Origin of the sequence: Streptomyces sp. NPDC094448, from assembly GCF_044763775.1 — a bacterium.
Lineage (GTDB): Bacteria > Actinomycetota > Actinomycetes > Streptomycetales > Streptomycetaceae > Streptomyces.
Window position 1 is genome coordinate 113391 of the sequence record NZ_JBIWGU010000005.1, and the last position, 24111, is coordinate 137501.

19 protein-coding genes, 1 tRNA gene, 1 pseudogene and 1 CRISPR repeat array are annotated in these 24111 nt (G+C 71.0%); of the genes and pseudogenes, 11 read left to right on the forward strand and 10 right to left on the reverse strand.

What is annotated here, in order from left to right; genetic code table 11:
- Window positions 1-109 precede the first annotated feature (109 nt).
- The 4 genes from ACIQ9E_RS11450 (at window position 110) to ACIQ9E_RS11465 (ending at window position 4945) form a co-directional block, all read left to right on the forward strand.
- Complete coding sequence (locus ACIQ9E_RS11450) at window positions 110-514, forward strand: PPOX class F420-dependent oxidoreductase (RefSeq protein WP_403705512.1); 405 nt, start codon at window positions 110-112, stop codon at window positions 512-514.
- A 140-nt stretch (window positions 515-654) separates the two neighbouring features.
- Window positions 655-2055, forward strand: a complete 1401-nt coding sequence (gene cysS / locus ACIQ9E_RS11455) for a cysteine--tRNA ligase (protein WP_403705515.1) — start codon at window positions 655-657, stop codon at window positions 2053-2055.
- Window positions 2056-2155: 100 nt separating this feature from the next.
- Complete coding sequence (gene rlmB, locus ACIQ9E_RS11460; protein WP_403705517.1) at window positions 2156-3106, forward strand: 23S rRNA (guanosine(2251)-2'-O)-methyltransferase RlmB; 951 nt, start codon at window positions 2156-2158, stop codon at window positions 3104-3106.
- A 198-nt stretch (window positions 3107-3304) separates the two neighbouring features.
- Window positions 3305-4945 carry a DoxX family membrane protein gene (locus ACIQ9E_RS11465; RefSeq protein WP_403705520.1) on the forward strand — a complete coding sequence of 547 codons (1641 nt, stop codon included), beginning with the start codon at window positions 3305-3307 and terminating at the stop codon, window positions 4943-4945.
- A 112-nt stretch (window positions 4946-5057) separates the two neighbouring features.
- Here the strand turns inward: ACIQ9E_RS11465 and ACIQ9E_RS11470 are convergent, their stop codons facing one another.
- Entirely contained in the window at window positions 5058-6044 is a 987-nt protein-coding gene (locus ACIQ9E_RS11470; protein ID WP_403705523.1) for an NADPH:quinone reductase, read from the reverse strand.
- Between the two features lie 146 nt (window positions 6045-6190).
- Between ACIQ9E_RS11470 and ACIQ9E_RS11475 the strand changes: the two genes are divergently transcribed.
- Window positions 6191-7555 (forward strand): hypothetical protein, encoded by a 1365-nt coding sequence (locus tag ACIQ9E_RS11475; protein ID WP_403705526.1) that lies wholly within the window; start codon window positions 6191-6193, stop codon window positions 7553-7555.
- Between the two features lie 121 nt (window positions 7556-7676).
- Here ACIQ9E_RS11475 and ACIQ9E_RS11480 read toward each other — a convergent pair whose 3' ends face one another.
- The 4 genes from ACIQ9E_RS11480 to ACIQ9E_RS11495 form a co-directional block, all read right to left on the reverse strand.
- Entirely contained in the window at window positions 7677-9944 is a 2268-nt protein-coding gene (locus ACIQ9E_RS11480; protein ID WP_403705529.1) for a transglycosylase domain-containing protein, read from the reverse strand.
- A 138-nt stretch (window positions 9945-10082) separates the two neighbouring features.
- Window positions 10083-11018: a hypothetical protein gene (locus ACIQ9E_RS11485; RefSeq protein ID WP_403705532.1), complete on the reverse strand. Its 936-nt coding sequence runs from the start codon at window positions 11016-11018 to the stop codon at window positions 10083-10085.
- A complete protein-coding gene (locus ACIQ9E_RS11490; protein WP_403706216.1) occupies window positions 11002-11544 on the reverse strand; it encodes a SigE family RNA polymerase sigma factor in 543 nt (180 codons plus the stop codon). The genes ACIQ9E_RS11485 and ACIQ9E_RS11490 overlap by 17 nt, the downstream gene beginning before the upstream one ends.
- Window positions 11545-11847: 303 nt before the next feature.
- A complete protein-coding gene (locus ACIQ9E_RS11495; protein WP_403705534.1) occupies window positions 11848-12576 on the reverse strand; it encodes a carbonic anhydrase in 729 nt (242 codons plus the stop codon).
- Between the two features lie 628 nt (window positions 12577-13204).
- On the opposite strand from ACIQ9E_RS11495, the gene ACIQ9E_RS11500 reads away from it, so the two are divergent.
- A complete protein-coding gene (locus ACIQ9E_RS11500; RefSeq protein WP_403705536.1) occupies window positions 13205-13882 on the forward strand; it encodes a L,D-transpeptidase in 678 nt (225 codons plus the stop codon).
- A gap of 157 nt (window positions 13883-14039) precedes the next feature.
- Here ACIQ9E_RS11500 and ACIQ9E_RS11505 read toward each other — a convergent pair whose 3' ends face one another.
- A complete protein-coding gene (locus tag ACIQ9E_RS11505; protein WP_403705539.1) occupies window positions 14040-16805 on the reverse strand; it encodes a DUF6923 family protein in 2766 nt (921 codons plus the stop codon).
- 363 nt (window positions 16806-17168) lie between these two features.
- On the opposite strand from ACIQ9E_RS11505, the gene ACIQ9E_RS11510 reads away from it, so the two are divergent.
- Window positions 17169-17732 carry an HD domain-containing protein gene (locus ACIQ9E_RS11510; protein WP_403705541.1) on the forward strand — a complete coding sequence of 188 codons (564 nt, stop codon included), beginning with the start codon at window positions 17169-17171 and terminating at the stop codon, window positions 17730-17732.
- On the opposite strand, the gene ACIQ9E_RS11515 is transcribed toward ACIQ9E_RS11510, so the two are convergent.
- Both ACIQ9E_RS11515 and ACIQ9E_RS11520 read right to left on the reverse strand, forming a co-directional pair.
- Window positions 17720-18187, reverse strand: coding sequence for an NUDIX hydrolase (locus tag ACIQ9E_RS11515; protein ID WP_403705543.1), 468 nt, complete (start codon window positions 18185-18187; stop codon window positions 17720-17722). The two genes, ACIQ9E_RS11510 and ACIQ9E_RS11515, sit on opposite strands and share 13 nt — an antisense overlap.
- A complete protein-coding gene (locus tag ACIQ9E_RS11520; RefSeq protein ID WP_403705545.1) occupies window positions 18174-18947 on the reverse strand; it encodes an XRE family transcriptional regulator in 774 nt (257 codons plus the stop codon). The genes ACIQ9E_RS11515 and ACIQ9E_RS11520 overlap by 14 nt, the downstream gene beginning before the upstream one ends.
- Before the next feature lie 96 nt (window positions 18948-19043).
- Here ACIQ9E_RS11520 and ACIQ9E_RS11525 point away from each other — a divergent pair.
- A pseudogene (locus ACIQ9E_RS11525) lies at window positions 19044-19142 on the forward strand (haloacid dehalogenase); the annotation flags it as partial.
- Between the two features lie 162 nt (window positions 19143-19304).
- A CRISPR array of direct repeats spans window positions 19305-19577; the repeat unit is 29 nt; unit sequence GTGGTCCCCGCGCACGCGGGAGTGGTCCC.
- 63 nt (window positions 19578-19640) lie between these two features.
- On the opposite strand, the gene ACIQ9E_RS11530 reads toward ACIQ9E_RS11525, so the two are convergent.
- A tRNA-Thr gene (locus ACIQ9E_RS11530) sits at window positions 19641-19714 on the reverse strand.
- A 249-nt stretch (window positions 19715-19963) separates the two neighbouring features.
- On the opposite strand from ACIQ9E_RS11530, the gene ACIQ9E_RS11535 reads away from it, so the two are divergent.
- From ACIQ9E_RS11535 to ACIQ9E_RS11545, 3 genes are all read left to right on the forward strand, one after another.
- Window positions 19964-21100, forward strand: a complete 1137-nt coding sequence (locus ACIQ9E_RS11535) for an ABC transporter ATP-binding protein (RefSeq protein ID WP_403705548.1) — start codon at window positions 19964-19966, stop codon at window positions 21098-21100.
- A 179-nt stretch (window positions 21101-21279) separates the two neighbouring features.
- Window positions 21280-21702, forward strand: coding sequence for a hypothetical protein (locus ACIQ9E_RS11540; RefSeq protein WP_403705551.1), 423 nt, complete (start codon window positions 21280-21282; stop codon window positions 21700-21702).
- A gap of 76 nt (window positions 21703-21778) precedes the next feature.
- Window positions 21779-22498 (forward strand): NDP-sugar synthase, encoded by a 720-nt coding sequence (locus tag ACIQ9E_RS11545; RefSeq protein ID WP_403706218.1) that lies wholly within the window; start codon window positions 21779-21781, stop codon window positions 22496-22498.
- Window positions 22499-22676: 178 nt separating this feature from the next.
- On the opposite strand, the gene ACIQ9E_RS11550 is transcribed toward ACIQ9E_RS11545, so the two are convergent.
- Window positions 22677-24086 carry an NAD(P)/FAD-dependent oxidoreductase gene (locus tag ACIQ9E_RS11550; protein ID WP_403705554.1) on the reverse strand — a complete coding sequence of 470 codons (1410 nt, stop codon included), beginning with the start codon at window positions 24084-24086 and terminating at the stop codon, window positions 22677-22679.
- Between the last annotated feature and the right edge of the window lie 25 nt (window positions 24087-24111).

A 24111-nucleotide genomic window follows, 5' to 3' on the forward strand; every position in this document is an offset into this window, starting at 1 on the left:
CGACCGGAAATACCTCTCCGTGTGGCATGGTTCACCGGGCGGGCGTCCGTGACGCGCGGACACCCGCCCTGCACCGACAGTGGCCCCCCGGACCAGGAAGGCAACACCCATGTCTGCCCAGCTCTCGGACGAACTGAAGGCCCTTCTCGACTCCCCCGTCTTCGTCAACATCGCCACCATCCAGCCCGACGGCAGCCCCCAGGTGTCCCCGGTCTGGGTGAAGCGCGACGGCGACGATCTGCTGATCTCGACCACGGTCGGGCGGCAGAAGGAGAAGAACCTCCGCCGCGATCCGCGCGTCACGGTGGTCGTCCAGCCCTTCGACGCCCCGTACACCTACGCCGAGATCCGCGGCACCGTGGAGATCACCGAAGAGGGCGGCCCGGAGCTGATCGACGAGCTGGCCGTCAAGTACGTCGGCAAGCCGTACGCCGAGTTCAACCCGACCGCGGCGCAGGACGCCCAGCGGGTCGTCGTCCGGATCACCCCGCGCAAGGTCGTCGGCCGGATCTGAGCCCCCGCCGCTTCCGGCCGCCCGCGTCACGGGTGGCCGGGGGCGCCCCCGGAGGGGCGGAAGGGGGCGGGCGGACCCGTGGGCCGGCCGGGTGGCCGGGAAGGAGCGGGGCACTATCGCACGCCCACTACCCTGGGGGGGTGACTATTCGCCTGTACGACACCAGCGCCCGGCAGATCCGTGACTTCGTCCCGCTCACACCGGGCTGTGTCTCGATCTACCTCTGTGGCGCGACCGTGCAGGCCGCCCCGCATATCGGGCACATCAGGTCGGGCCTGAACTTCGACATCATGCGCCGCTGGTTCGCCTACCGCGGCTACGACGTCACCTTCATCCGCAACGTCACCGACATCGACGACAAGATCATCAGGAAGTCGGCGGAGCAGAACCGCCCCTGGTGGTCCATCGGCTACGAGAACGAGCGCGCGTTCAACGCGGGCTACGACGCCCTGGGCTGCCTTCCGCCGACCTACGAGCCCCGCGCCACCGGCCATGTGCCCGAGATGATCGAAATGATGCGCGGTCTCATCGAGCGCGGCCACGCCTACGCCGCCGACGGCAACGTCTACTTCGACGTGAAGTCGTTCCCCGGCTATCTGGAGCTGTCCAACCAGGACCTCGACGAGCTGCGCCAGCCCGCGGGCGAGGGCGAGACCGGCAAGCGCGACCCGCGGGACTTCGCCCTGTGGAAGGCCACCAAGCCCGGCGAGCCCGACTGGGAGACCCCCTGGGGCCGCGGCCGCCCCGGCTGGCATCTGGAATGCTCCGCCATGGCGCACAAGTACCTGGGCCCGGCCTTCGACATCCACGGCGGCGGGATCGACCTGATCTTCCCGCACCACGAGAACGAGATCGCGCAGGCCAAGGCGTACGGCGACGATTTCGCGAAGTACTGGGTGCACAACGCCTGGGTCACCATGTCCGGCGAGAAGATGTCGAAGTCCCTCGGGAACTCGGTCCTCGTCTCGGAGATGGTCCAGCGCTGGAAGCCGATCGTCCTCCGCTACTACCTGGGCACCCCGCACTACCGCTCCATGATCGAGTACAGCCCGGAGGCACTGGACGACGCGGCTTCCGCGTTCGCCCGGATCACCGGTTTCCTGACCCGGGTCTGCGAGAAGGCCGGTACGACGGTGGAGCCCGCGGTCGAGGTGCCGCCCGCCTTCGCCGAGGCCATGGACGACGATCTGGGTGTCCCGCAGGCCCTCGGTGTCGTGCACACCACCGTCCGCCAGGGGAACTCGGCGCTCGCCGCCGACGACAAGGAGACCGCGATCGCCCGCGCCGCCGAGGTGCGGGCCATGCTGGGCGTCCTCGGGCTCGACCCCTTCGCCCCGCACTGGGCGGGCGAGGCCGACGACAGCGACGATCTCCACGGCGCCGTCGACAGCCTGGTCCGGCTGGTACTCCAGCAGCGCGAGGCGGCCCGCGCCCGCAAGGACTGGGCCACGGCCGACGCGATCCGCGACCAGCTCCAGCAGTCCGGGCTGGTCATCGAGGACAGCCCCGACGGACCGCGGTGGACGCTCGGCGCCCGCTGAGCCCCTGACCGGCACCGCCGGTGATATGCCGCCCGCTCCGGCGGGCGGCACACTGACATAGAGACGTAGACGCAGCAGTAACAGCAGGAAGCAGAGTGTCATGGCCGGGAACAGCCAGCGCAGGAACCGCCGCACATCCAACAAGAAGGGTGCGCAGGTCGGCAGCGGTGGCCAGCGACGCCGCGGCCTCGAAGGCAAGGGCCCGACCCCGCCCGCGTCCGCCCGCAAGGGCCATGTGAAGAACCGCATCGCCAACGCCAAGGCCAAGCAGTCCCAGCGGCGCCCCGTCGCCCGCCGCGGCGGCAAGGGCACCTCCGAGATGGTCGTCGGCCGCAACCCGGTCTTCGAGGCGCTGCGCGACGGCGTGCCCGCGACGACGCTCTACGTCCAGCAGTTCATCGACAACGACGAGCGGGTCCGCGAGGCCCTCCAGCTCGCCACCGGCCGCGGCAACATCAACATCATGGAAGCCCCCCGGCCCGAGCTGGACCGGATGACGAACGGGCTCAACCACCAGGGCCTGGTCCTCCAGGTCCCGCCGTACGAGTACGCCCACCCCGAGGACCTCGCGGCCGCCGCCTCCGAGGACGGCGAGGACCCCCTGATCGTCGCCCTCGACGGCGTCACCGACCCGCGCAACCTGGGCGCTGTCGTCCGCTCCGTGGCGGCCTTCGGCGGGCACGGCGTGGTCGTGCCGGAGCGCCGTGCCGCAGGCATGACGGCCGGCGCCTGGAAGACCTCGGCCGGTACCGCCGCCCGTACCCCCGTCGCCCGCGCCACCAATCTGACCCGCGCCCTGGAGTCGTACCAGAAGGCCGGTCTCACGGTCGTCGGCCTCGCCGCCGACGGTGAGCACGAGGTCGGCGACCTGGAGGCGCTCGGCGGCCCGGTCGTCATCGTCGTCGGCAGCGAGGGCAAGGGCCTGTCCCGGCTGGTCGGCGAGACCTGCGACTTCCTCGTCCGGATCCCGATGCCGGGCGGCGCCGAATCCCTGAACGCGGGTGTCGCGGCGGGTGTGGTGCTGTACGAGGCGGCGCGCCGCCGCGCCTGAGCCGTGGCGGACCGCTCCGGGGCACGCCCCCGGAGCGGCGGCCCGGACGCACTGAACGGGTGATGCTGCGACACGCCCGGCGCGCCGGGCTTGCGCCCGCCGCTCCGGCCGCCTTCCGGGGCTCTCACCTGCGCTTGACGGGCCTCGGACAGGAAAGGCGGATCGGGGCAGTGTCCTAACGCGATGTCACTCGGTTAGATGAGTGTGGACACCAGAACGCCCCGGTCCGGGTTCGATGATCAGCCTGCGCTGAGCATGGTGAAGGTTCATTCCGACCCCGCTCAGGTCATCGTCAACCACGCCAGCTTCCGGGTGCAGCTCGCCCCGAGCGCGCGGCCGCGCCCCGTACGATCCACGGCGGGCGCCGCCCGCCCCCCGGCCGCCGCGCGGCGGCGTCCGCCGGTCGTCTGGAGCGGCCGCTCCGCGCCCGGTGACACGGCCGCTTCGGGCCTGCTCCAGGCCGTGCGGAACTCCACCGGGACGGCCACCGTCGAGCGCGGAGCGCCCGCACCCGGCTACGACGGCTACGAAGGTACGGGAGCGACCCAGGTCATCCCGCGCGTCGGGGTCGACACCGCCGACGCCGCCGATACGGCGCCCGTGCCGGTCACCCCGCTGCTGCCGCCCATGCGCCGGGCGGTGGGGGCCTACGACTCGTACCCCTCCTCCCCTTCGTACGACAGCCGGGACGGCGCGTACGACGGGGCGGACGACGAGGACGAGTTCGACCAGACCGTCACCACCGGCCGCCCCCAGCGGCACGGCAACGACGCGGTCCGGCACGCGTACTACCCGGGCCGCCGGATGAACCTGGGCGTGGTGCTGCTGCCGCTCCGGGTCTTCCTCGGCTTCATCTCCATCTACGCGGGCATGGGCAAGCTCTGCGACCCCGTCTACTTCGACGGCGGCGAGCGCGGGTCCATGGTGAAGTGGCTCAACTCCCTCCACCCGTGGGCGCTCGCCGAACCGCTGCGGGACTTCGCCCTCTCGCACCCCGTCGGCGCCGGTCTCACGGTGGCCTTCCTCCAGGTCGTCGTGGGTGTGCTGACGGTGCTGGGCCTCTGGCAGCGGGTGGCGGCGGTCGTCGGGGCGCTGCTGTCGGCGGCGCTGATCCTGACCGTGAGCTGGAAGACGGTTCCCGCGTACGACGCCCCCGATATCGTCTATCTGGCCGCCTGGTCCCCGCTGATCATCGCGGGCGCCCCGGTGTACTCGGTCGACGGCCATCTCGCGGGCGAGGCCTGGCGGCGGCTCGGGCCCCGGTCGGAACTGTGGGAGCTGCGCCGCCGGGTGCTGCGGCGCGGTGCGGTGATCACGGCGGTTGTGATCGGTCTGACGCTGCTGATCGGTTCGGTGCTCGGCGGGGCGGTCCGCTCCCAGACCGTGGTCAACGTGCCCCGGCCCGGCCAGGACCCGACCAACTACCTGCCCGGTTCGTCGCTTCCGCAGGACCGGCCCACCGGCGACAAGACGTCCGCGGGTCCGGGCGGCGGCGAGGACCGCAAGCCGTCGCCGTCCGCGAGCCGGAAGGCGCAGGAGAAGCCCGAGGAGGAGAAGAAGTCCGCGCCGCCGAGCGAGACGGTCCGCGAGACGGGCCGGGTCGGTGACCGGCCCAGCCAGACGCAGGGCACCACGGGCCGCCGGTCGGCTCCGGACACCTCGGGTCCGGCGAAGGCCCCCTCCGGTTCCTCCGGCCCCTCGTCGACGGGTGGCGGCTCGGGCTCCGGCGGCTCATCGGGCGCCCCGGCGGGCTCCGGCGGCTCCTCCGGCAACCCGGGCGGCGGCAGCGGCGGCGACTCGGGCGGCGCCAAGGGGGTCCTCGGCGGTCTGCTGGGCTGATCCCGGCCAGGGGCCGGCCCGGCCCGGCCCCGGTAGAACGCCCGGCCCGGGCGGTGGCACCGCACCCGCCACCCGGGCCGGGCTCCGTGTTCACGGGGCGTACGCCGGCCCGTCAGCCCTGCGGAAGCGTCACCAGCACCCGGCCCCGGCCGCCCGCGTCGACCGTGTCGTGCGCGCGGGCGATCGCATCCAGCGGGAAGCGTTCCCGCACCGGGGCGGCGAGCACGCCCGACGCCGCCGCGGACGTGAGGTCCCGGGCGGCCTGCCGCCGTGCCTCCGGCGGGAAGTCGTCGCTGCCGAGCAGCCGCAGCGTGACGTTCTTGAACAGCAGCTCCCAGACCGGCAGGGGAGTGGGATCGGCCCGGGTCGCGTACGCGGCGATCACCGTGTCGTTGTCCGCGACCGCCGCGTCCAGCGGACCGTTGTCGGAGAGCGCCACCTCCACGATCCGGTGCACCGCCCCGCCCGGCGCAGACGCCCGCAGCGCCGCCGCCGGATCCTCCCCGTCGAGTGCGACGGCACCGTGCACGACGGACGGATCGACGTCCGGGAGGTCCCCGGTCCGCACCACCGTCCCCAGAACCGTCGCCCCGCCCCAGCGGGCGAGCTGCGCCGCCAGCGAGCCGACCGCGCCCAGGACACCGTGGACCAGCACGGTCCGGCCGTCGACCGGGCCGTCCGCGAAGACGGCGCGGTGCGCGGTGATCCCGGGGATGCCGAGACAGGCACCGAGATCGTCGGGGACGTGCGCGGGCAGCGGTACGGCCTGTTCGGCGGGGACGACCGTGTACTCGGCGGCCGTACCGAAGGGGCGGTACGACTGTGCCCCGTACACCCACACCCGCTCCCCGACCCGCCGCGCGTCGACGCCGTCGCCCGTGGCGTCCACGACACCCGCCGCGTCGCTGTGGGGGATCACCCTCGGATACACCATGCGCGAGCCGAGCCAGCCGCCGCGCTTCTTGGTGTCGCCCGGATTGACGCCCGACACCGCGATCCGGACCCGTACCTCCCCGGGCCCCGGCACCGGCGCGGGCAGCTCGCCCACCCGCAGCACATCGGCAGCCGGGCCCTGCTTCTCGTACCAGGCGGCACGCATCCGGAACCTCCCGCTCGGGGGACGTCTGCCGTTTCGAGGGTACGAGGACCGGGGCCCGCCCGCGCCCCGGGCACCGTGCGGTGCCGCGGACCCGGCCGTACGGTGAGGAAGGGCCTGGTGGGGCGGATCAGCGGGAGGTGGCGGCGATGACGGACGGCGACGGCGGGACCCGGTGGACCCGGGTGACGACGGCCGTGGAGCTGATGGAAGCGGTCCGGGACGAGGCCCCGGCGATCCACGTCGACGGCACGCTCCGGGGCATGCCGATGCTGACCCTGGCGCCGGGGGTACGGCTGCGCGGCGGCACCCTCGTCTTCGGCGCCCGGGGCCTGCGGCTCACCCGCGACAACACGCTGGAGGACGTGACCGTCCACTGCCCCGACCACGAGATCGCCGTCGGCAACACGGGCGGCGCCGGTGCCGCCGGGCTCGGGACGCTGACGCTGCGCCGGGTCCGCACCCGCGGGCAGGTACTGCTGCTGGCCGCCGACGACGTCCGCTCGGGGCATATCGCGGTCGAGGGGCTCACCGTCGAGGCGGCGGATCTGCGCGGCCGGGCCGCCCGGCCGCACGGCTTCGGCGTCGACGCCCTCCAGGGCGCCTTCACCCTCTGGAACCTCCATGCCGACCCCGCCGCCGTCATCACCGCCGAACTGCTCGACATCGCGGCGGGCAGCGCCGCGGAACCGGTCCGCGGCAGCGGGGTGTTCGTCGGCGGACACGGCAGCTGGGAGGGGACCGGCGACGGCGGCACCGTACGCGTCGGACTGCTGCGCACGGGCGAGATCCACACCGACGGCGGAATCCCCGAAGGCACCCCGGACCTGATCAGCGGCGGGGTGTTCGTGATCTCCGGGGCCCGGGTCGAGAAGGTGCACACCGCCGGTTCCGTCACCACCTACGGCCAGAACGACATGGTCCTCGACAACTGGGGGCAGGTCGTCGACTGGGAGGCCACGGCTCCCATCACGTCCAAGGGGCCGAGCGGGATCGGGTTCGTCAACTTCGGCGATATCGACCGGCTCGACGTGCGGGCGCCGCTGACCACCCACGGGGTCGGGGCGCGCGGTTTCAATGTGTACGAGGGGACGCTGCGGCACGCTGCGTTCGACTCCATCACCACCACCGGGGACGGCGCGGTCGGGGTACAGGTCAGCAAGGATCTGCCGTATCTCGACATCCGGGGCGACCTGGTCACGGCCGGCGGGATCGGCAGCAGTCTGGTGCGCGGGGTGCAGCTCGACCTGGCGGCGACCGCGCTCAGCGTCAAACCCGGCGGCCGGATCGGGAGGATGACGGTCGGCGGCCGGATCGCCGGCAGCGGGGACGGGGTGGTGACCGTGGACGTGGACGGCGCGCTCGACCGTCTGACGGCGGGCGGCGGCATCAGGGCGGAGGGCCGGGGTGCCGACGCGGTACGGCTGGCGGGCGCGGCGGACCGGCGGCTCGACCTGTCCGGGGTCGAGATCACCGCGGCGGACGGCCGGACGGTGGTGCACGCGGGGGAGTGAGGGACCGGGAACGGCCCGGCCCCCGGAGGCGGTGCCTTCCGGGGGCCGGGCCGTGCTGCCGTGCTGCCTGCCGTACGAGATACGGAGCTACGGGAACGGGTGGTGCGTCAGCCGTCAGCCGTCAGTCCTCGCGACCGCCACCGCCGTCGCCGCCGTTGCCCGGCTCACCGCCCTGGTTTCCGTTTCCGTCTCCGTTGCCGTTTCCGCCGCCGCCCGGCCGGCCACCGCCGTTGCCGTTTCCGTTGCCGTTTCCGGGACCGCGGTCGCCGCCTTCGCCTTCCTCACCGCTGTCGCCCTCGCCGTCGTTCCCGGCCTTAAGGTTCGGGTTGGGGATGGTGACCGGCGCGAAATTCGGGCGGTCCTTGCCCTTGAGCGCGTCGCGCATCGCGTCCCGCCAGACGGAACCCGGCACCTCACCGCCGAAGACCTTCGCCTTGAACTTGCCGCCGATCCGGATGTTGAACATCTCCACCTGCTGGGAGGGGCTGCCCACCCAGACCGCGCCGGAGAGGTTCGGGGTGTAGCCGACGAACCAGGCGTTCTTCCGGCCGTCGGTGGTACCGGTCTTGCCCGCGTTGTCCCGCCCCGGCAGACCGGCGTTGCTGCCGGTGCCCTGGTCGGAGACGACGCCCTTGAGCAGCCCGTTGATCGTGTCGGCGGTCTTCTCGGTCATGGCGCGCGAACACTTCGACCGGGGCGGGGTGATCTTCCGGCCGTCGGTGGTCTCGATGGTCTCGATGGCGACCGGGGTGCAGTAGGTGCCCCGGTTGGCGAAGGTCGCGTAGGCCGACGCCATGGTCAGCGGGGACATGCCCTCGGAGCCCAGGGTCAGACCGGAAGGCGACATCTGGAGCTTCTCGCCGTTGCCGACGACCAGACCGAGCTTGTCGGTCATCTTCTTCACCGGGCAGAGCCCGATGTCCGCGATCATCTGCACGAAGTAGGTGTTGACCGACAGCTCCATCGCCGTCTTCAGGGGATAGGGGCCCTTCTCGGACTCCATCTCATTGGCCAGATCCTGGTTCGACGTATTGACCCACGGCTTGTCGTCGCAGGTCGCGATCCGCTCCGGGTAGAGCATCTCGTACGGCGAGGAGTACACCTGACCGGCAGAGCGGCCCTCCTCCAGCGCGGCCGCTGCCACGAACGGCTTGAACGTCGAGCCGACCGGGAAGCCGTAGTTCGATCCGTCCATCTTCTTGTCGACGGAGTAGTTGATCTGGGTCTCGTTCTTCTCGAAGCCGTACGGCTTGGACTGGCCCATCGCCAGGATCTTGCCCGTACCGGGCTCGACCATGGTCACCGCGGTGGCGACCTTGTCGCCCTTGTAGACGTACCGCTTGATGGAGTCCTGCGCCGCCTTCTGCGACTTCGGGTCGAGGGTGGTGCGGATCGTCAGACCGCCGCGGTACCACAGCTTGGCCCGCTCCTCGCGGGTCTTGCCGAAGGCCTCGTCCTGGAGGAAGACGTTTCGGACGTAGTCGCAGAAGAAGGCGGCGCCGTTGTCGGCGGTGATGCAGCCGTTCTGCGGTTTGCTGAACGTCAGGGCGAGCGGGGTGGCCTTCGCCCGGTCGGCATCCGCCTTCGGTACGGCTCCGACCTGCGCCATCCGGGTCAGCACCACATTGCGGCGCTGGGTGGCGCCGTCGGGGTTGTTGAACGGGTCGTAGCGGCTGGGCGACTGGACGAGCCCGGCGAGCAGCGCCGCCTCCTCCAGCTTGAGATCCTTGGCCGATTTGGAGAAGTACCGCTTGGACGCGGCCTCGATACCGTAGGCCTGCTGTCCGAAGAAGGTGATGTTGAGGTAGTTCTCCAGGATCTTCTTCTTGCCCAGCTCCTCCTCGACCTGGATGGCGTACTTCATCTCGCGGATCTTGCGGCCGGGGGTCTGCTGGATGGCGGCGGCGACCTTGTCGGCGTCGTCTCCCGCCTCCTCGACGAAGACGTTCTTCACATACTGCTGGGTCAGCGTCGAACCGCCCTGGGAGACTCCGCCTTCCTGGGCGTTCTTGTTGAGGGCGCGCAGCACGCCCTTGAGGTCGATCGCGCCGTGTTCGTAGAAGCGCGAGTCCTCGATGGCGATGATCGCCTTCTGCACGAACGGCGATATCGCGGTGAGCGGGACGACGGTGCGGTTACGTGAGTAGACCGTCGCGATCGCGCCGCCCTTCGCGTCGAGGATCACCGTGCGCTCGCTGAGCGGCGGGGTCTTCAGATTGGCGGGTATCTCGTCGAACTTCTTGACCGTCCCGTTGGCGGCCAGCCCCAGCGCACCGGCCGCCGGCAGGGCAATGCCCGCCAGGACCGCTCCGGAGAGCATGCTGATACCGAGGAACGTGGCGGCCTGGCGGGTCGCCGAGCGGCCCCCGCCCGAGCGCTTCAATGGCATGGCGTTGATCCAATGTGATTCTGTCCGGAGTCCGGAAGGAAATTGTCCCTGATCACGGGAGTGGTCCCGGTGACGGAATATCGACGATCTTGTAACCGAATCCCCGGATGGTCAGAGGAGCCCGTGCCGCTTCCCCGGTCACTCGGTGCTCCGTGCTCCCGGCGGGACGGGTGCATGCGTCCCCGGCAGGCCGGGTGTCCGCGCCGCCGGGTCGTCGGGGTCGGTACCGGCCGGGGGAGGGGAGTCTCGCTCTGCGGCCGAGGTTCTGCCGGTGCCGCGGAAGACCGCCCTCGCCATGAAGTCGGTGACCTCCTTCAACCGGGCCTCCGGCATATCGGGGCCCGCGCAGACGGAGACGAAGACGGGGCTGTCCCGGTGCGGAACCCCGCCGATGGCGCCGTTGTATTCGTGAGTGCCGCCGATGTCCTTGCAGGACCTGTACATCTCGTCGTTGCGCATGAGCGGCTGTCCGAGCCGTCGGGTCTTCTCGGGTACCTGGGCGCCGGGAGCCATCTGGAACTCCACCAGCACGCTGTCCGACCGGAGCCGTTCCACGGGGGTGCAGCGGGACGGGTCGGTGCACGGGGTGGGGAACCGGGTGAGGGGCTGGGTGGACAGATAGAGGGTGTTGTTGCCGATGATCCCCTTGTGGGCGGGTACATCGGGCATGGCCAGGTCCTGCCACTCCACCGGAACGGACAGTTCCATCCCGGCCAGGCCGGAATGGAAGACCGTCCGCTGGGCCCGGCGCGGTGCGGCGGGTGTCACCGGCCCGCTGTCCCGTTCCGCGGTCTCGGCCACGAGCGGCCGGGGCTCCCCGCCCTCCCCGCCCAGGGGCTTCGGCAGCAGCAGTCCGCCACCGGCGAGGACGGCGAGGGCCAGCGCGCCGCCCCAGGCCCGCTGCCTGCGGCGGCGGCGCCGTACCCGCTCCTTCACCTGTCCCATCCGGTCCAGCGGGGTCGGCAGATTGGGCACGGTACGGGCCAGCAGCACCCGCAGCTCGTGCTCCGTCGCGGTGTCGTCCTCCCGGTCCTGCGCCGTGTCGGCGTGCGGTCCGTCAGGCGGCTCGGCCACAGGGCTCACCCCCTGCCGCGAGGGAGACCGGGACCACCGACCGCAGGGTCTTCAGCGCCTTGGCGGACTGGCTTTTGACGGTGCCCTCGGTGCAGCCCAGGGCGGCGGCCGTCTCCGCCACGCTCAGATCCTCGAAGAACCGCAGGACGACGACGGCCCGCTGGCGCCGGGGGAGTTTCCGTACCGCTGCGGCCAGCGACTGCTCCAGATCCACCCGGGCGAACGGGTCGTTCGGCCGTTCCTCGGGCCCGGCCGGGGCGTCCGGCAGTACGGCGTGGGGCACTTCGCCCCGCCAGCGTCTGCGCCACCACTCGGTGTAGGTGTTCACCAGGGTCTTGCGGATGTACGCCTCCGGATGCTCCCCGGCGATCCGCGGCCATTTGGGCCACACCCGGGCGAGGGTGGTCTGCAACAGGTCCTCGGCCAGATGGGCGTCTCCGGTCAGCAGCCATGCCGTGCGCAGCAGCCGGGGGCCCCGGGCGGTGACGAACGCCTCGAAGCCCGCGTCGTCGCCGGGCAACCCCATCCTGCTGACCATGCCCTTCCCGTACCGCTCCGCCGTCTTGCGTGTGCTGTCCCACACAGGAGGAATGGGTTGGGGGCCCGGTTGGGTTGCCTGCGGGCACCGGAAATTTTCGTACGCCCGGTGATTCGGCTGCTGTGGTCCGCCGGCGGTCCCGCGCCCGGTCCCCAGGCCGGTCCTTCGCCCGGTCCTTCGCCCGGTCCGCCGGGGAGCCGGATACGGGCACCGCCCGCCTCCCGGGCGTGGGGAGACGGGCGGTTGTGCGGGGAGGTCCGCGGACCGCGGGCGCTTCGGCCCGGCGGGAGGTCAGACGATCTTGTGGGCGATCCAGGTGTTCAGTTCGTAGCGGGCGCCGATGACATTCAGGGTTCCCGCCGCCACCCGGGGGGCTATCTGGGGCTCCTGGAGAAGCTGGTTCCGGATCCGCCGGATGTTCTCGTTGATCGCCAGGTTCTCCCGGTTCGGAGTGCCGGCGGGAGGGATCGCGTCCTTGATGGCAGTGGTGAGGAACTCCAGGCGCGGGGGAAAGTTGGGAGTCCCGGGGTTGTCCTTCCTGTCGATCGCCGCCTTCACCGCGCCGCAGCTCTGGTGCCCGAGGACGACGACGAGCTTCACGCTCGACTCCAGGGCGGCGTAGGCGGTGCTGCCGAGGACCGCACCGTCCAGGACCTGTCCGGCGGTCCGGCTGACGAAGAGGTCGCCGAGACCCTGGTCGAATATCAGCTCCGGCGGTACCCGGGAGTCGATACAGCCCACGATCATCGCCCAGGGATGCTGGGCGGCGACCAGCGGGGTCCGGGTGTCGTCGTACTCCCGCGGATGGAGCTGGGCCTGCACCTTCCAGCGCGCGTTGCCGTGGGTGAAGAGTTCCTGCTCCGCCTGGGCCGGGGTGCTCGGTGGTGTCCAGGACGGGTTCTGCCGGGCGGTCCGCCGCGATGCGGCGGTCGCGGGTCCGGCACCTAAGGACAGCCCGGCTCCGGCCACCAGACCGCCGGCGGCCAGTCCCCTTAGCAGACCACGACGGCTGCTCGCCAAGGAATTTGCTGAGGTTTGCAACCCGATTGGCTTTTTCTTTTCTGTTTCTGTCATGAAACGAGAATCTAGGCTGGAGAGTTGGCAGAAGTAAGCGATCAAATGGGCCAAGGTGGTATGTGGGACATGGGGTGGTTCGCGCGTCGACGGAAAGGGATTCCGCGAAATAACCGGTATCTCTCATTCCGCCGGGCGGTGTCCGGGGAGACCCCGTGTCGACGTGCAGAGGCGCGTGTCACCTACACCGAGAGCGGATGTTCCGCTTCCGCCCCCGGTCCGGCCGCCGGACGGGGTCCGGCGCCCGGTGCGGAGATCAACACGGGGGCCGGAATGGGGCCTGGACTTCTCCGGTCCGAAAGGCGTTCCGCAGCCGCCGGTGCGGGAGCGCCGACCGGGTACGGAGGAGGGGGCGATGGGCGCCGTCGGGGTGGTTCTGTGCCACCGGGCAGGTGAATCCCGCCGCGCGGCAGCTTGACTCGCGCCGTCCCCGGTCAGGGATGCGATGGTCCGGTCCCGGGAGTGACGGCGGGCGGCGGAACCCGGCGAAGGGACCTGCGAGGACGGGCGAGTCTGCGGGAGGCCGGGTGTGAGAAGGGTACGAATAGGACGCCGCGGGGGCGTGGCGGGCGGTGTGAGCGCCTTGGCCTCGGCCGTACTGCTCTGGGGGTGTGCCGTCCCCGCTGCGGAGGCGGCCGTTCTGCCCGGCGGCGGCGCTGTCGCGGTCGGGTGCGATGCCGGAAGGGGGCCGTACCAGCGGCAGGTGGAGGCCCATCTGGGCCTGCCCGTGGACGGCGAACAGTCCGCGGCGGACTGCGAGGCCATCGCCGCCTTCCAGCGGAAGCACGAGATCGAACCCGCCGCGGGGTACGCCGGTCTGTACACCTACCGGGCGGTGATGTGGGAGCGGGCGCTCGCGGAAGGGGACGGGATCGCGGGATGCCCCGATACGGACGGTGTCGTCGTGTGCATCGACAAGAACCGGCAGATCCTCTGGGTGGAGAAGGCGGGGAAGGTGATCTTCCGGCCGGTTCCGGCGCGTACGGGCATGCCGGGCCACCCGACCCGTAACGGCTGGTTCGAGATCTACCAGCGGGAGAAGGAGTTCTGGTCCGACCTGTACGACGGGCCCATGCCGTTCGCCCAGTTCTTCAGCGGCGGGCAGGCACTGCACGCCAGTTACCGGCCGATCTTCGAGGACCCGGGCTCCCACGGCTGCGTCAATCTCCGCTACGAGGACGCCAAGGCCCTGTGGAACGGGCTCCGGATCGGCGACGCGGTGTACGTATGGGGGACGCGGACCGGTGACTGAGGGCCCATCAGGGGCCTGCTTCCAGCTTCCCGGCTCCCCGCTTTCCGGCTTCCGGCTTCCCGGCTCCCCGCTTTCCGCCGTGGAACGGCTGTGCCCGGCACCCTCTCGGGGCACCGGGCACAGTCCATGCGCCGCCAGTGGTGGTCAGCGGCCGCGGTCAGGCGGCGGGGGCCGCCCCCTTGTCCTTGTCGCGGGCGTCGACCTTGCCCTTGGTGGTGCACCGGGTGTCGTCGCCACCGGCCGGACAGTTGCTGCCGGGGGTGTCGGAGACCACCGTGTTGAGGAGCTTGAGGTCACCGAACGGCCGGGCGTTGGTGGTGATGGAGAAGGTGATCGTCGCGCTCTCGCCGGGTGCGAGGGCTCCGCTCCAGGAGAGGACGGGCTCGTCGTAGACGACGGTGCCCCGGTTGGCTTCGGCATCGCCGTTGTAGCGGGCGTCGTCCAGCAGTTCGCTCAGATCGTCGGTGAACGAGGCCGGTGCGGCTTCCGTGTAGGTCGTGGTCCCGGTGTTGGTGACGGTGATCGTGTACTCCACGCCCTGTCCGGCCGCCACGGTCGCGGGGCCGTTCTGCTTCTTGGTGAGGGTCAGCCCGGGGGTGGCGTTCACGGTCGTCGTGGTGGTGTCCTCGTTGTTGCCGGGGTCCGGGTCCGGCTCCTCGCCGTCGACCGTCGCGGTGTTGACGATATCGCCGGTGGCATCGGCCGCGACCGTACCGGAGACCGTCACGGTGACGCTGTCGCCGACGGCGAGCGCCCCACCGTCGCAGGTCAGGCGTCCGGCCGTGATACCGCAGCCGGGGCTGTCGGTGGCCGGGTCCAGGATCTGCGCGGGGATCGGGTCGCTCAGGGTCCATCCGGACGAGGCGTCGGGCCCGTTGTTGGTGACGGTGATGGTGTACGAGATCCGGCCGCCCGGGTCCACGCTCGCCGGGCCGGTCTTGCCCACGGCCAGGTCCACTTCGGGTTCGGGCCGGGGAGTGACCGTGGTCGTGGTGGTGTCCTCGTTGTTGCCGGGGTCGGGGTCGGGGTCGTTGCCCTCGACGACGGCGGTGTTGACGATCCGGTCGGCGCCGGTCGCGGCCGTACCCGTGAGGCTGATCTCCGTGCTGTCGCCCACGGCCAGCGGGCCGCCGATGCAGATCAGGTCCCCACCGTCGATCGAACAGCCCGGTGTCGTGGTGGCCGCGTCGGCCAGCCCGGCCGGGATCGGGTCGTCGAGACCCCAGCCGGTCGAGTCCGACGGGCCGTTGTTGGTGACCGTGATGGTGTACGCGACCGGATCGCCCTCGGTCACCGTGGCCGGACCGGTCTTGGCCACCGCCAGATCGACGCGGCGCCCCAGTCCGGTCGTGGTGGTGTCCTTGTTGTTGCCGGGGTCCGGGTCCGGTTCGTTGCCGTCGACGACGGCGGTGTTGACGATCCGGTCGGCGCCGGTCGCGGCCGTACCGGTGAGGCTGATCGTCGCGCTGTCGCCCACGGCGAGGGCGCCACCGGTGCAGGTGAGGATGTTTCCGGCGATGGCGCAGCCCGGGGTGGTGGTGGCCGCTGCCAGGAGATCCGCCGGGATGGTGTCGGTCACCGTCCAGCCCGTGGAGGGGCTGGGGCCGTTGTTCGTCACGGTGATGGTGTACGCCACCTCGCCGCCTGCGGTCGCCTCGGCGGGGCCGGTCTTGGCCACCGCCAGGTCCACCGAGGGGCTGACCGTCGTGGTGGTGGTGTCCTCGTTGTTGCCGGGGTCCGGATCGGGGTCGTTGCCGAAGACCGTGGCGGTGTTCTCGATGGAAGTGGTGCCGACGGCGGCCGTTCCGGTCAGGGTGATCTCGGTGCTCGCGCCCACCGCGAGCGCGCCGCCCGTGCAGGAGAGCGTGCCGTTGGCGACGGAGCAGCCGTTCGTGGTGGTGGCCGCGCCGGTGAGACCGGCGGGGACGGTGTCGGTCAGGGTCCAGCCGGAGGACGGGTTGGGCCCGTTGTTGGTGACGGTGATGGTGTACGACACCTGGCCGCCCGCGGACACCGTCGCCGGGCCGGTCTTGGCCACCGCCAGATCGACGGGCGCCTGGAAGCAGGAGGTGGCGTCCACGGCGATCGACATGGCCGGGGCCGCCTGGCTGGACAGGATGCTGAAGACCGGTGTGGCCGGGTCCGACAACTGCACCCGGTAGATGGTGCCGCTGTTCCGGAAGAAGCCCAGGTCGCCGTTGCCGTAGGTGAACGCCCCGCCGTAGCCGTCGCCCGGGTCGGGGTTGGGCAGCACACCGGGGTAGGAGGTGACCGTCCCGGTCGCGGGGTCGATACGGACGACGGCGCCGTCGAGATCGGCGCCCCACAGATAGCCGTTGCTGTACGCGAAGTCGATGACCCCGTTGAGGGTCTGGCCGAGGGTGATCAGCGTGGACGTCATGGCCGTGATGTCGACCCGGTACAGGCGGTTGTCGTACCCGGAGGCCACGTAGTAGTTCCCGGCGTCGTCGAACGCGCCCGAGGCGTAGTTGGACGCGACGGCGGGCAGTCCGACGCTGCCGAGGGTGGTCACCGCCCCGGCGTCGTCGATCCGCAGCAGGTTCGGGGTCCCGCCCCGCTGGATTGCGTAGACGTACTCGTCGTCGGGGTTCACCCCCATCGCGTTGTACTGCACGGTGGCGGAGCCCACCGGCATGAAGGAGATCTCGCCCGGCCCGGTCACCCCCTCGTACAACTGGGTGGTGGTGTCCCCCGCCGCCAGCAGGATGTCCCCGGCACAGGAGAAGGGGGCCCTGGCGCGGGCGCCGGCCGCGGACTGGCCGGAGGCGGGCGCCACGGCCCGGGGCGCGGACCCGCTCTTCTCGGCGGGGGCCGTGGACAGGGCCTGGGCGGGTGGGGCGAGGGCACAGACGGTGAGGGCGACGGTCGCGCCGACCACCCTCGACCAGAGCTTTCTGGGCATTTCGATGACAGTCTCCCGGTCTCGTACGCAGGCGAACGGCCCACAGCAGGAGGTCGGGCGATATCCCGGCCAACCCCAGGACCGTTCACGGCATAAGCGCTCTTTGCCCCATGGAAGAAGATTTCGGCCCCCGGGCGGGCGATGCCATGCCTCCACCCCGCCGCTTCACCTCACCGGCCGACACCTGGACGGCCGGATGCGCCCGGACACCCGGCCCGGCGGCCGGGAGACCGTCTCCGTATGCCGTGGCGCGCGCCGCCGGGACGGACGGTGGGGGTGGGGAAGCCGATGGCCGAGGAAGAGCCCGCCAAGGGCAAGACCCGGTGCGACTGACGGCCGGCCATTCCGGACAGATAGAAGGTTATGGAAGAGGCGATGGCCGACTGGGCCGGGCAGATCGCAGAAGCCGAGCTTGGTGAGGTGCGCTCCCGACGGTGGGCGCATAGCCGGGGAGTCGCAGCCCGAGCGGGCAGAGTCGGCCGGATCGTGGGCAAGGATGCCGATCTGCTGGCGGCAGCTGCCGTGCTTCATGACGTCGGGTACGCACCCAGGCTTGCGGTGACCGGCTTCCACCCGCTCGACGGCGCCCGGTTCCTCCGTGACGAGCACGGTGCCGACGAGCGGCTGGTCCGGTTGGTGGCGAACCACTCCTTCGCGCTGCTGGAGGCCGAGGAACGCGGACTGCGGAAGACGTTGGAGGCGGAGTTTCCGTTGCTGGAGGAGCCCCTGCTGGTGGACGCACTGGTCCACTGCGACATGACCACCACACCCGACGGGGAGCAGACGACCGCCCAGGAGCGGGTAGCGGAGATCCTGAGCCGCTACGGACCGGACAGTCTCGTCGGGCGGTTCATTCGTCGGGCGGCCCCTGGGATCTTCGCTGCCGTGGCGCGGGTGGAAGCGGCCCTGGTGAGTCAGCCCAGGTAGGGGTACGTGCCGGCCAGGTAGTCGCCGATCTGCTGGCGCATGCTCGGGTGGATGTCATACGCGTCGAGATCCTCCGGCTGGATGAAGCGGACGCCGTCGGCCTCGTCGTTGACCGTGGGCTCGCCGCCGACCGGGCGGCCGATGTAGGTGTTCTCGTACTGCTGGCGGATCTCCCCGTCGGTGTAGGCGACGATGTGGTGCGGGTTGGTGTAGACGCCGAGGAAGCCGGTGACCTCGGCGACGATGCCGGTCTCCTCCAGGCATTCCCGTACCGCGCACTGTGCCGCTGTTTCACCGATGTCCTGGGCTCCACCGGGCAGGGCCCACTGGCCGGTGTCGCGTCGGCGCTGGAGCAGGATGGCGCCCTGGTCGTCGACGACCAGGAGGTTGCTGGCGGGGATGAGGGTGTTTGCCTTCGGGGCGGTGGGCTCGTTGTAGTACTCAGTTCTGCCCATGTGTGCCGGTCCCCTCCTGATCGGATGTCCAGGGCCGCGCGGCGGCCCAGACGGCGTCGAAACTCTGAGCGTAGTTGTCGAACCACCCAGTGGCGTCGGCCCTTCTGAGATGGAGAAGCGGGTTGGCGCTGGCCGGCCGGCCCCAGACGTGCGGGTTGATCAGCATGTCGTCGTCGTAGCGGAACAGGGAGGTGTAGAGCGTCGTATTGTGCAGTCGCACCTCGCACCCTGCCTCGGAGAGCAGCGCGCGGTAGTAGGTGAGGGAGGCGCGGATCTTGGCGGCCAGGGTGTCGCCGATGCCTTCCTCACGGCCCCGGATGGCGACCGCCGTGCCGGTCGGATCGCCGAAGCACAGCCGTACCCGGACCCCGCCGGCCGCTCGCTCGGCGAGCATCTTCGCCACGTGTGGGTTGGACTGGGCGAAGAAGGTGCCGGAGAAGACAAGGACCCCGATCTGCTGCCGGGACTCCCGGAGCAGCGAGAGCCAGGTGTCCCGGGGAACGCTGGCCCGGTTCTGGTAGGTGCCGACGAGCTCGGCACCGAGTCCGGTGCCGGGTCGGCCGGCGCGTGGGTGAGGGGCGGGCCAGAGGAAGGTCTCCTCCACTCGCAGGTGCTGCGCGACGCTGAATCGGTGCCGAGGGTGGGGCAGGCGCCCGCCGAGCCAGCGGCCGACGGTTTTGGGATCCACCTCGCAGAGTTCCGCGAGCGACTCGGGTGAGACGCCACGCTGGGCGAGTACGGAGTGCAATCGCTCGTTCACGGTATTCATCAAAGCCGAGACGGCCAAGAGCGGACCAGGACGTTCTGGGACGTTCTTGGGAACGAGGGGGTGGAGAGGGATTCCTACCCTGGCGATATGCAGCTCATCGTTCTGTGGGACATCGACCACACGCTCATCGACAACGCCGGGGTGAGTAAGGAGATCTACGCGGCGGCCTTCACCCGTGCCCATGGGGCACGATCACCGTCAACTCTCATTTGATTTAGGTCAGTTGTGGCAATCTGATCGCGCGACCTCGAACGGTAGGTGAGATGTATGGAAAGGTCTGCAAGGTCGGAGTTTGGCAAAGTGGGTAAAATCCTGCCGCTGCTCCGATAGGACACCAGGTCGGCGCCTGTGGTCCCCGCGCACGCGGGAGTGGTCCCCCGCCCGGGAGCGGCTTGCCCTCCCGGTAGGGGTGGTCCCCGCGCACGCGGGAGTGGTCCCGCGGCGACGCTGAAGGATGCAGAACCTTGGGAGTGGTCCCCGCGCACGCGGGAGTGGTCCCCTCATGACGCTGGACGCGGATCTGCCGTGGATGTGGTCCCCGCGCACGCGGGGGTGGTCCCGGGCCGGAGGCAGAGAAGGGATGGAACGTCTAGTGGTCCTCGCGCACGCGGGGTTGTTTCACCTAACCACCGCCCCAGGCACGGAAAAGCCCAGGCCGGAAGCTTCTGGCCTGGGCATGAAAAGAGCCCCCTGTCGGATTCGAACCGACGACCTACGCATTACAAGTGCGGTGCTCTGGCCATCTGAGCTAAGGAGGCAACGGCAGCGGGGCGGCGGGCCCCGTGCGGAGGTTCCACTCTACACAGCGGGTCCGGCGCGGGGGCGGGGTTCGGGGTCCGGAGATCACGGAGGGGGGATGCGGCTGTCGGTGTGGATATCAGTTCGGTACCACTGCTGACAGACGGGGACGCCGCGAGGTAGCGTCGCAGCAGTTCGCGCGAGTGGACTACACCAATCCTTTTACTCGGATCGTCCGGCACGTTCCTGCCGGTGGAGGGAGACGCACCATGGCGTCCGTCACGTTCGACAAGGCCACCCGGCTCTACCCGGGGTCCACCAAGCCCGCCGTCGACCAGCTGGAGATCGAGATCGCGGACGGGGAGTTCCTCGTTCTCGTCGGTCCCTCCGGCTGCGGCAAGTCCACCTCGCTGCGGATGCTCGCCGGTCTGGAGGACGTCAACGGCGGCGCGATCCGCATCGGTGACCGCGATGTCACGCATCTGCCGCCGAAGGACCGGGACATCGCCATGGTGTTCCAGAACTACGCGCTCTACCCGCATATGACCGTCGCCGACAACATGGGCTTCGCGCTCAAGATCGCCGGGGTCAACAAGGCGGAGATCCGGGCGAAGGTCGAGGAAGCCGCGAAGATCCTCGACCTCACCGAGTACCTGGAGCGCAAGCCGAAGGCGCTCTCCGGTGGTCAGCGTCAGCGTGTGGCGATGGGCCGGGCCATCGTGCGTGAGCCGCAGGTGTTCCTCATGGACGAGCCGCTGTCGAACCTCGACGCCAAGCTCCGGGTCTCCACCCGTACCCAGATCGCGGGCCTCCAGCGCCGTCTCGGGATCACCACGGTCTACGTCACCCACGACCAGACCGAGGCCCTCACCATGGGCGACCGGGTCGCCGTCCTCAAGGACGGGCTGCTCCAGCAGGTCGACTCCCCGCGCAATATGTACGACCGTCCGGCGAACCTCTTCGTGGCCGGCTTCATCGGCTCCCCGGCGATGAACCTCGTCCAGGTGCCGATCACCGACGGCGGTGTGAAGTTCGGCAACAGCGTGGTGCCCGTCTCCCGCGAGGCCCTGAGCGCCGCCGCCGACCGCGGTGACACCACCGTGACCGTGGGCATCCGTCCCGAGCACTTCGACGTCGTCGAGCTGGGCGGCACCGCCGCCACGTCGCTCTCCAAGGAGAGCGCCGACGCCCCCGCCGGGCTCGCGATCTCCGTCAACGTGGTCGAGGAGCTGGGCTCCGACAGCTTCGTCTACGGCTCCGCCCGCCTCGACGGCGAGGCCAAGGAACTGGTTGTCCGCGTCGGCGGCCGGTCCGCCCCGGAGAAGGGCGCCGAACTGCACGTCGTGCCCCGGCCGGGCGAGATCCACGTCTTCGCCACCTCGACGGGCGAGCGCCTCACCGACTGACGCCGCGGCACCACCGCTTTGACGGCGACGGCCCCGGGATTCCCGGGGCCGTTTTCCGTACCCTGAAGGGGGTTTGAACCGCCCCGGATTCGAAAGACTTCCTAGAACCTTCTCCCGGGCTTCCCCCGGGGGGGTGACGAAATGTCTCCAAATCATCACTGACCGCTACGCTCGCGTCCGTGACCCACTCAGTACGCCGCATCGGCCGCTCCCTCGCCTTCGTCCTGCCCGTCGTCCTGGTGCTCTCCGGAACCCTCGCGGTCACCAGCGTCCCCTGGGCGGGCGGGGCCGGCGACTCGCGCATGCTCACCGCCTCCTCCCAGAACGTGTCGGTGCCCGCCGTCACCCGTACCCCGCAGGACGTCCTGCGGGACCGGCTCCTCGCCGACCTCAAGGCGAAGAACCCCGGTACCGTCCTCACCCAGCTCCAGCGCGAGGTCGAGGCCCGCCCGTCCCTCGGCAAGCACTGCATGTCGATCGCCCGCGCCCTCGGCCGGGCCGCCGTCGACCGCTTCGGCCCCACGCGCGCCCAGCAGTACTCCAAGCCCGTCTGCGACACGTCCTTCGCCGCCGGCGTAGCCCAGCGCTCCCAGGGGAGCTGAATCCGGTCAGCCGACTCCCGACCGCTCCCCACGGGGTACGCCGCACGCCGGTCCGCATAGGGTGCGTGGCATGCATATGCCCACGTATCCGACGCAGGCCGTCATCCTGGCCGGTGGCCAGGGCTCGCGGCTGCGCCCGTACACCGACGACCGTCCCAAGCCGATGGTCGAGATCCCGGGTACCGGGACCCCGATCATCGGCCATCAGCTGGCCTGGCTGGCCGCCGAGGGCGTGACCGACGTCGTCGTCTCCTGCGGTCATCTCGCCGAGGTGCTCCAGAAGTGGCTGGAGAGCACCGATCTGCCGCTCTCCGTCACCACCGTCGTGGAGACCGAACCGCTGGGCCGCGGCGGCGGACTGAAGTACGCGGCCGCCCACCTGCCCCACCCGGACCAGCCCTGGTACGCCACCAACGGCGATATCTGGACCCGGTTCTCCCTCCGCGACATGGCGGAGTTCCACACCGAGCGCGACGCCACCGCGACCCTCGCGCTGGCCCGGCCGCGGATCCCCTGGGGAGCCGTCGAGACCGATGCCTTCGGGCACATCACGGACTTCATCGAGTCGCCGCCGTCGCCGTTCCTCATCAACGCCGGTGTGTACGTGTTCTCCGCCGCCTTCCGCGATCTGCTGCCGGACATCGGCGACCACGAGCGCACCACCTTCCCCGGGCTCGCGCGCGAACGGCGCCTCGCCGGATTCCCGCTGCCGCAGGGCGCGTACTGGCGTGCCATCGACACCGCGAAGGACCTGACGGAGGCCGCGAAGGAACTCGCCTCCTCGCAAGGGGGGTAGGGAGCTTTCCGAGGCAGGGAGCTTTCTCCGGATCGGGCCGAGCCTGGAAGGATCCGGAAGAGACGACCCGGTACGGGGGCGCGCCGGAAGGGGAGGCCGGCGCGCCCCCGCCGGATGCCGGAGCGGACCGGCACGGCTCCCGGGCCCGAGGGCCGCGGCGCCCCCGCGAACCCGGTTCTCAGTGGCGGCCCGAGATCCGGTCCGCCAGCTTCGCCACCCGGTCCGTCTCCGCCGACCGCGCCGCCGCCTCGCGCCGGTCCGCACCCCGGTAGGCCGCGTACAGCGCCTGCACCCCCAGCCACCGCAGCGGCTCCGGCTCCCAGGTCCGCACCCGGTGGCCGACCCACGGCAGCGACGTCAGCTCCGTCGCCCCGCCCTGCCCCGAATCCTGCTGGACGAGGTCCCGCAGCGTACGCGCGGCGAGATTGGCCGTCGTGACGCCCGAGCCGACGTAACCGCCCGCCCAGCCGAGGCCGGTGGCCCGGTCCAGGGTGACCGTCGCGCACCAGTCGCGCGGTACGCCCAGCACCCCCGACCAGGCGTGGTCGATCCGCGCACGGGCCGCCTGCGGGAAGAACTGGAGCAGGATCTCGTGGAGCGCCGCGATCGTCGCGGGCTGCGTACGGCCGTCGTTGTCGGTGCGCGAGCCGTAGCGGTACGGCACCCCGCGCCCCCCGATCGCGATCCGGTCGTCGGCCGTCCGCTGCGCGTACACATACGCGTGCGCCATATCGCCGAGCGTCTCCCGGCCCGACCAGCCGATCGACTCCCACACCCGCTCCGGCAGCGGTTCGGTCGCGATCATCGACGAGTTCATCGGCAGCCAGGTGCGCCGCTGGCCCTTGATGCCCGCGGTGAACCCCTCCGTGCAGCGCAGGACATAGGGCGCGCGGACCGTTCCGTACGGGGTGACCGCGTGCTTGGGCCGGATCTCGGTGACCGGCGTCGACTCGTGGACGGTCACACCGAGCGCCTCCACGGCCGCCGCCAGGCCCTTCACCAGCTTCACCGGGTGCACCCGGGCGCCGTGCGGGGTCCAGGTGGAGCCGACCGCCCCGGCGACCCGGATCCGGTCCGCGGTGTCCCGGGCGCCCAGCAGCACCCGCTCCGTCTCGCCGAACGCGACCTCCACCGCGTGGTAGGCCCGCAGCCGCGCCGCCTGGGCGGGGGAGCGGGCGACTTCGAGGACACCGCCCCGGTGGACGTCCGCGTCGATACCCTCGGCGGCGCAGACGTCGATGACCTCGGTGACGGATTCGTTCATGGCCCGCTGGAGGCGGGCGGCGGACTCGTGGCCGTGGCGGCGGGCGTAGCGGTCGCGGCCCGCGATGCCGTTGTACAGCCAGCCGCCGTTGCGGCCGGAGGCGCCGTAACCGCAGAACGCGGCCTCCAGGACGGTGATGTTGAGGAACGGGACCGCCTTCTTCAGGTAGTACGCCGTCCACAGCCCGGTATAGCCGCCGCCGACGATGCAGACGTCCGCCGTGGCATCGCCCGGCAGTGGTTCGCGGGGCGCGGCGAGCCCGTCCTGCGCGTACCAGAACGAGATACCGCCGTTGACCGTGCCGGTGCTGCTCGTCGTGCTCATATCGTCCCTGGTGCCGTTCCGCGGG

Excerpts from the sequence above, each read along its gene's own strand:
- ACIQ9E_RS11450 (WP_403705512.1), top strand. The coding sequence starts at position 110 with ATGTCTGCCCAGCTCTCGGACGAACTGAAGGCCCTTCTCGACTCCCCC.
- rlmB (WP_403705517.1), top strand. The coding sequence starts at position 2,156 with ATGGCCGGGAACAGCCAGCGCAGGAACCGCCGCACATCCAACAAGAAG.
- ACIQ9E_RS11465 (WP_403705520.1), top strand. The coding sequence starts at position 3,305 with ATGAGTGTGGACACCAGAACGCCCCGGTCCGGGTTCGATGATCAGCCT.
- ACIQ9E_RS11470 (WP_403705523.1), bottom strand. The coding sequence starts at position 6,044 with ATGCGTGCCGCCTGGTACGAGAAGCAGGGCCCGGCTGCCGATGTGCTG.
- ACIQ9E_RS11475 (WP_403705526.1), top strand. The coding sequence starts at position 6,191 with ATGACGGACGGCGACGGCGGGACCCGGTGGACCCGGGTGACGACGGCC.
- ACIQ9E_RS11480 (WP_403705529.1), bottom strand. The coding sequence starts at position 9,944 with ATGCCATTGAAGCGCTCGGGCGGGGGCCGCTCGGCGACCCGCCAGGCC.
- ACIQ9E_RS11490 (WP_403706216.1), bottom strand. The coding sequence starts at position 11,544 with ATGGGGTTGCCCGGCGACGACGCGGGCTTCGAGGCGTTCGTCACCGCC.
- ACIQ9E_RS11505 (WP_403705539.1), bottom strand. The coding sequence starts at position 16,805 with ATGCCCAGAAAGCTCTGGTCGAGGGTGGTCGGCGCGACCGTCGCCCTC.
- ACIQ9E_RS11510 (WP_403705541.1), top strand. The coding sequence starts at position 17,169 with ATGGAAGAGGCGATGGCCGACTGGGCCGGGCAGATCGCAGAAGCCGAG.
- ACIQ9E_RS11515 (WP_403705543.1), bottom strand. The coding sequence starts at position 18,187 with ATGGGCAGAACTGAGTACTACAACGAGCCCACCGCCCCGAAGGCAAAC.
- ACIQ9E_RS11535 (WP_403705548.1), top strand. The coding sequence starts at position 19,964 with ATGGCGTCCGTCACGTTCGACAAGGCCACCCGGCTCTACCCGGGGTCC.
- ACIQ9E_RS11545 (WP_403706218.1), top strand. The coding sequence starts at position 21,779 with ATGCCCACGTATCCGACGCAGGCCGTCATCCTGGCCGGTGGCCAGGGC.
- ACIQ9E_RS11550 (WP_403705554.1), bottom strand. The coding sequence starts at position 24,086 with ATGAGCACGACGAGCAGCACCGGCACGGTCAACGGCGGTATCTCGTTC.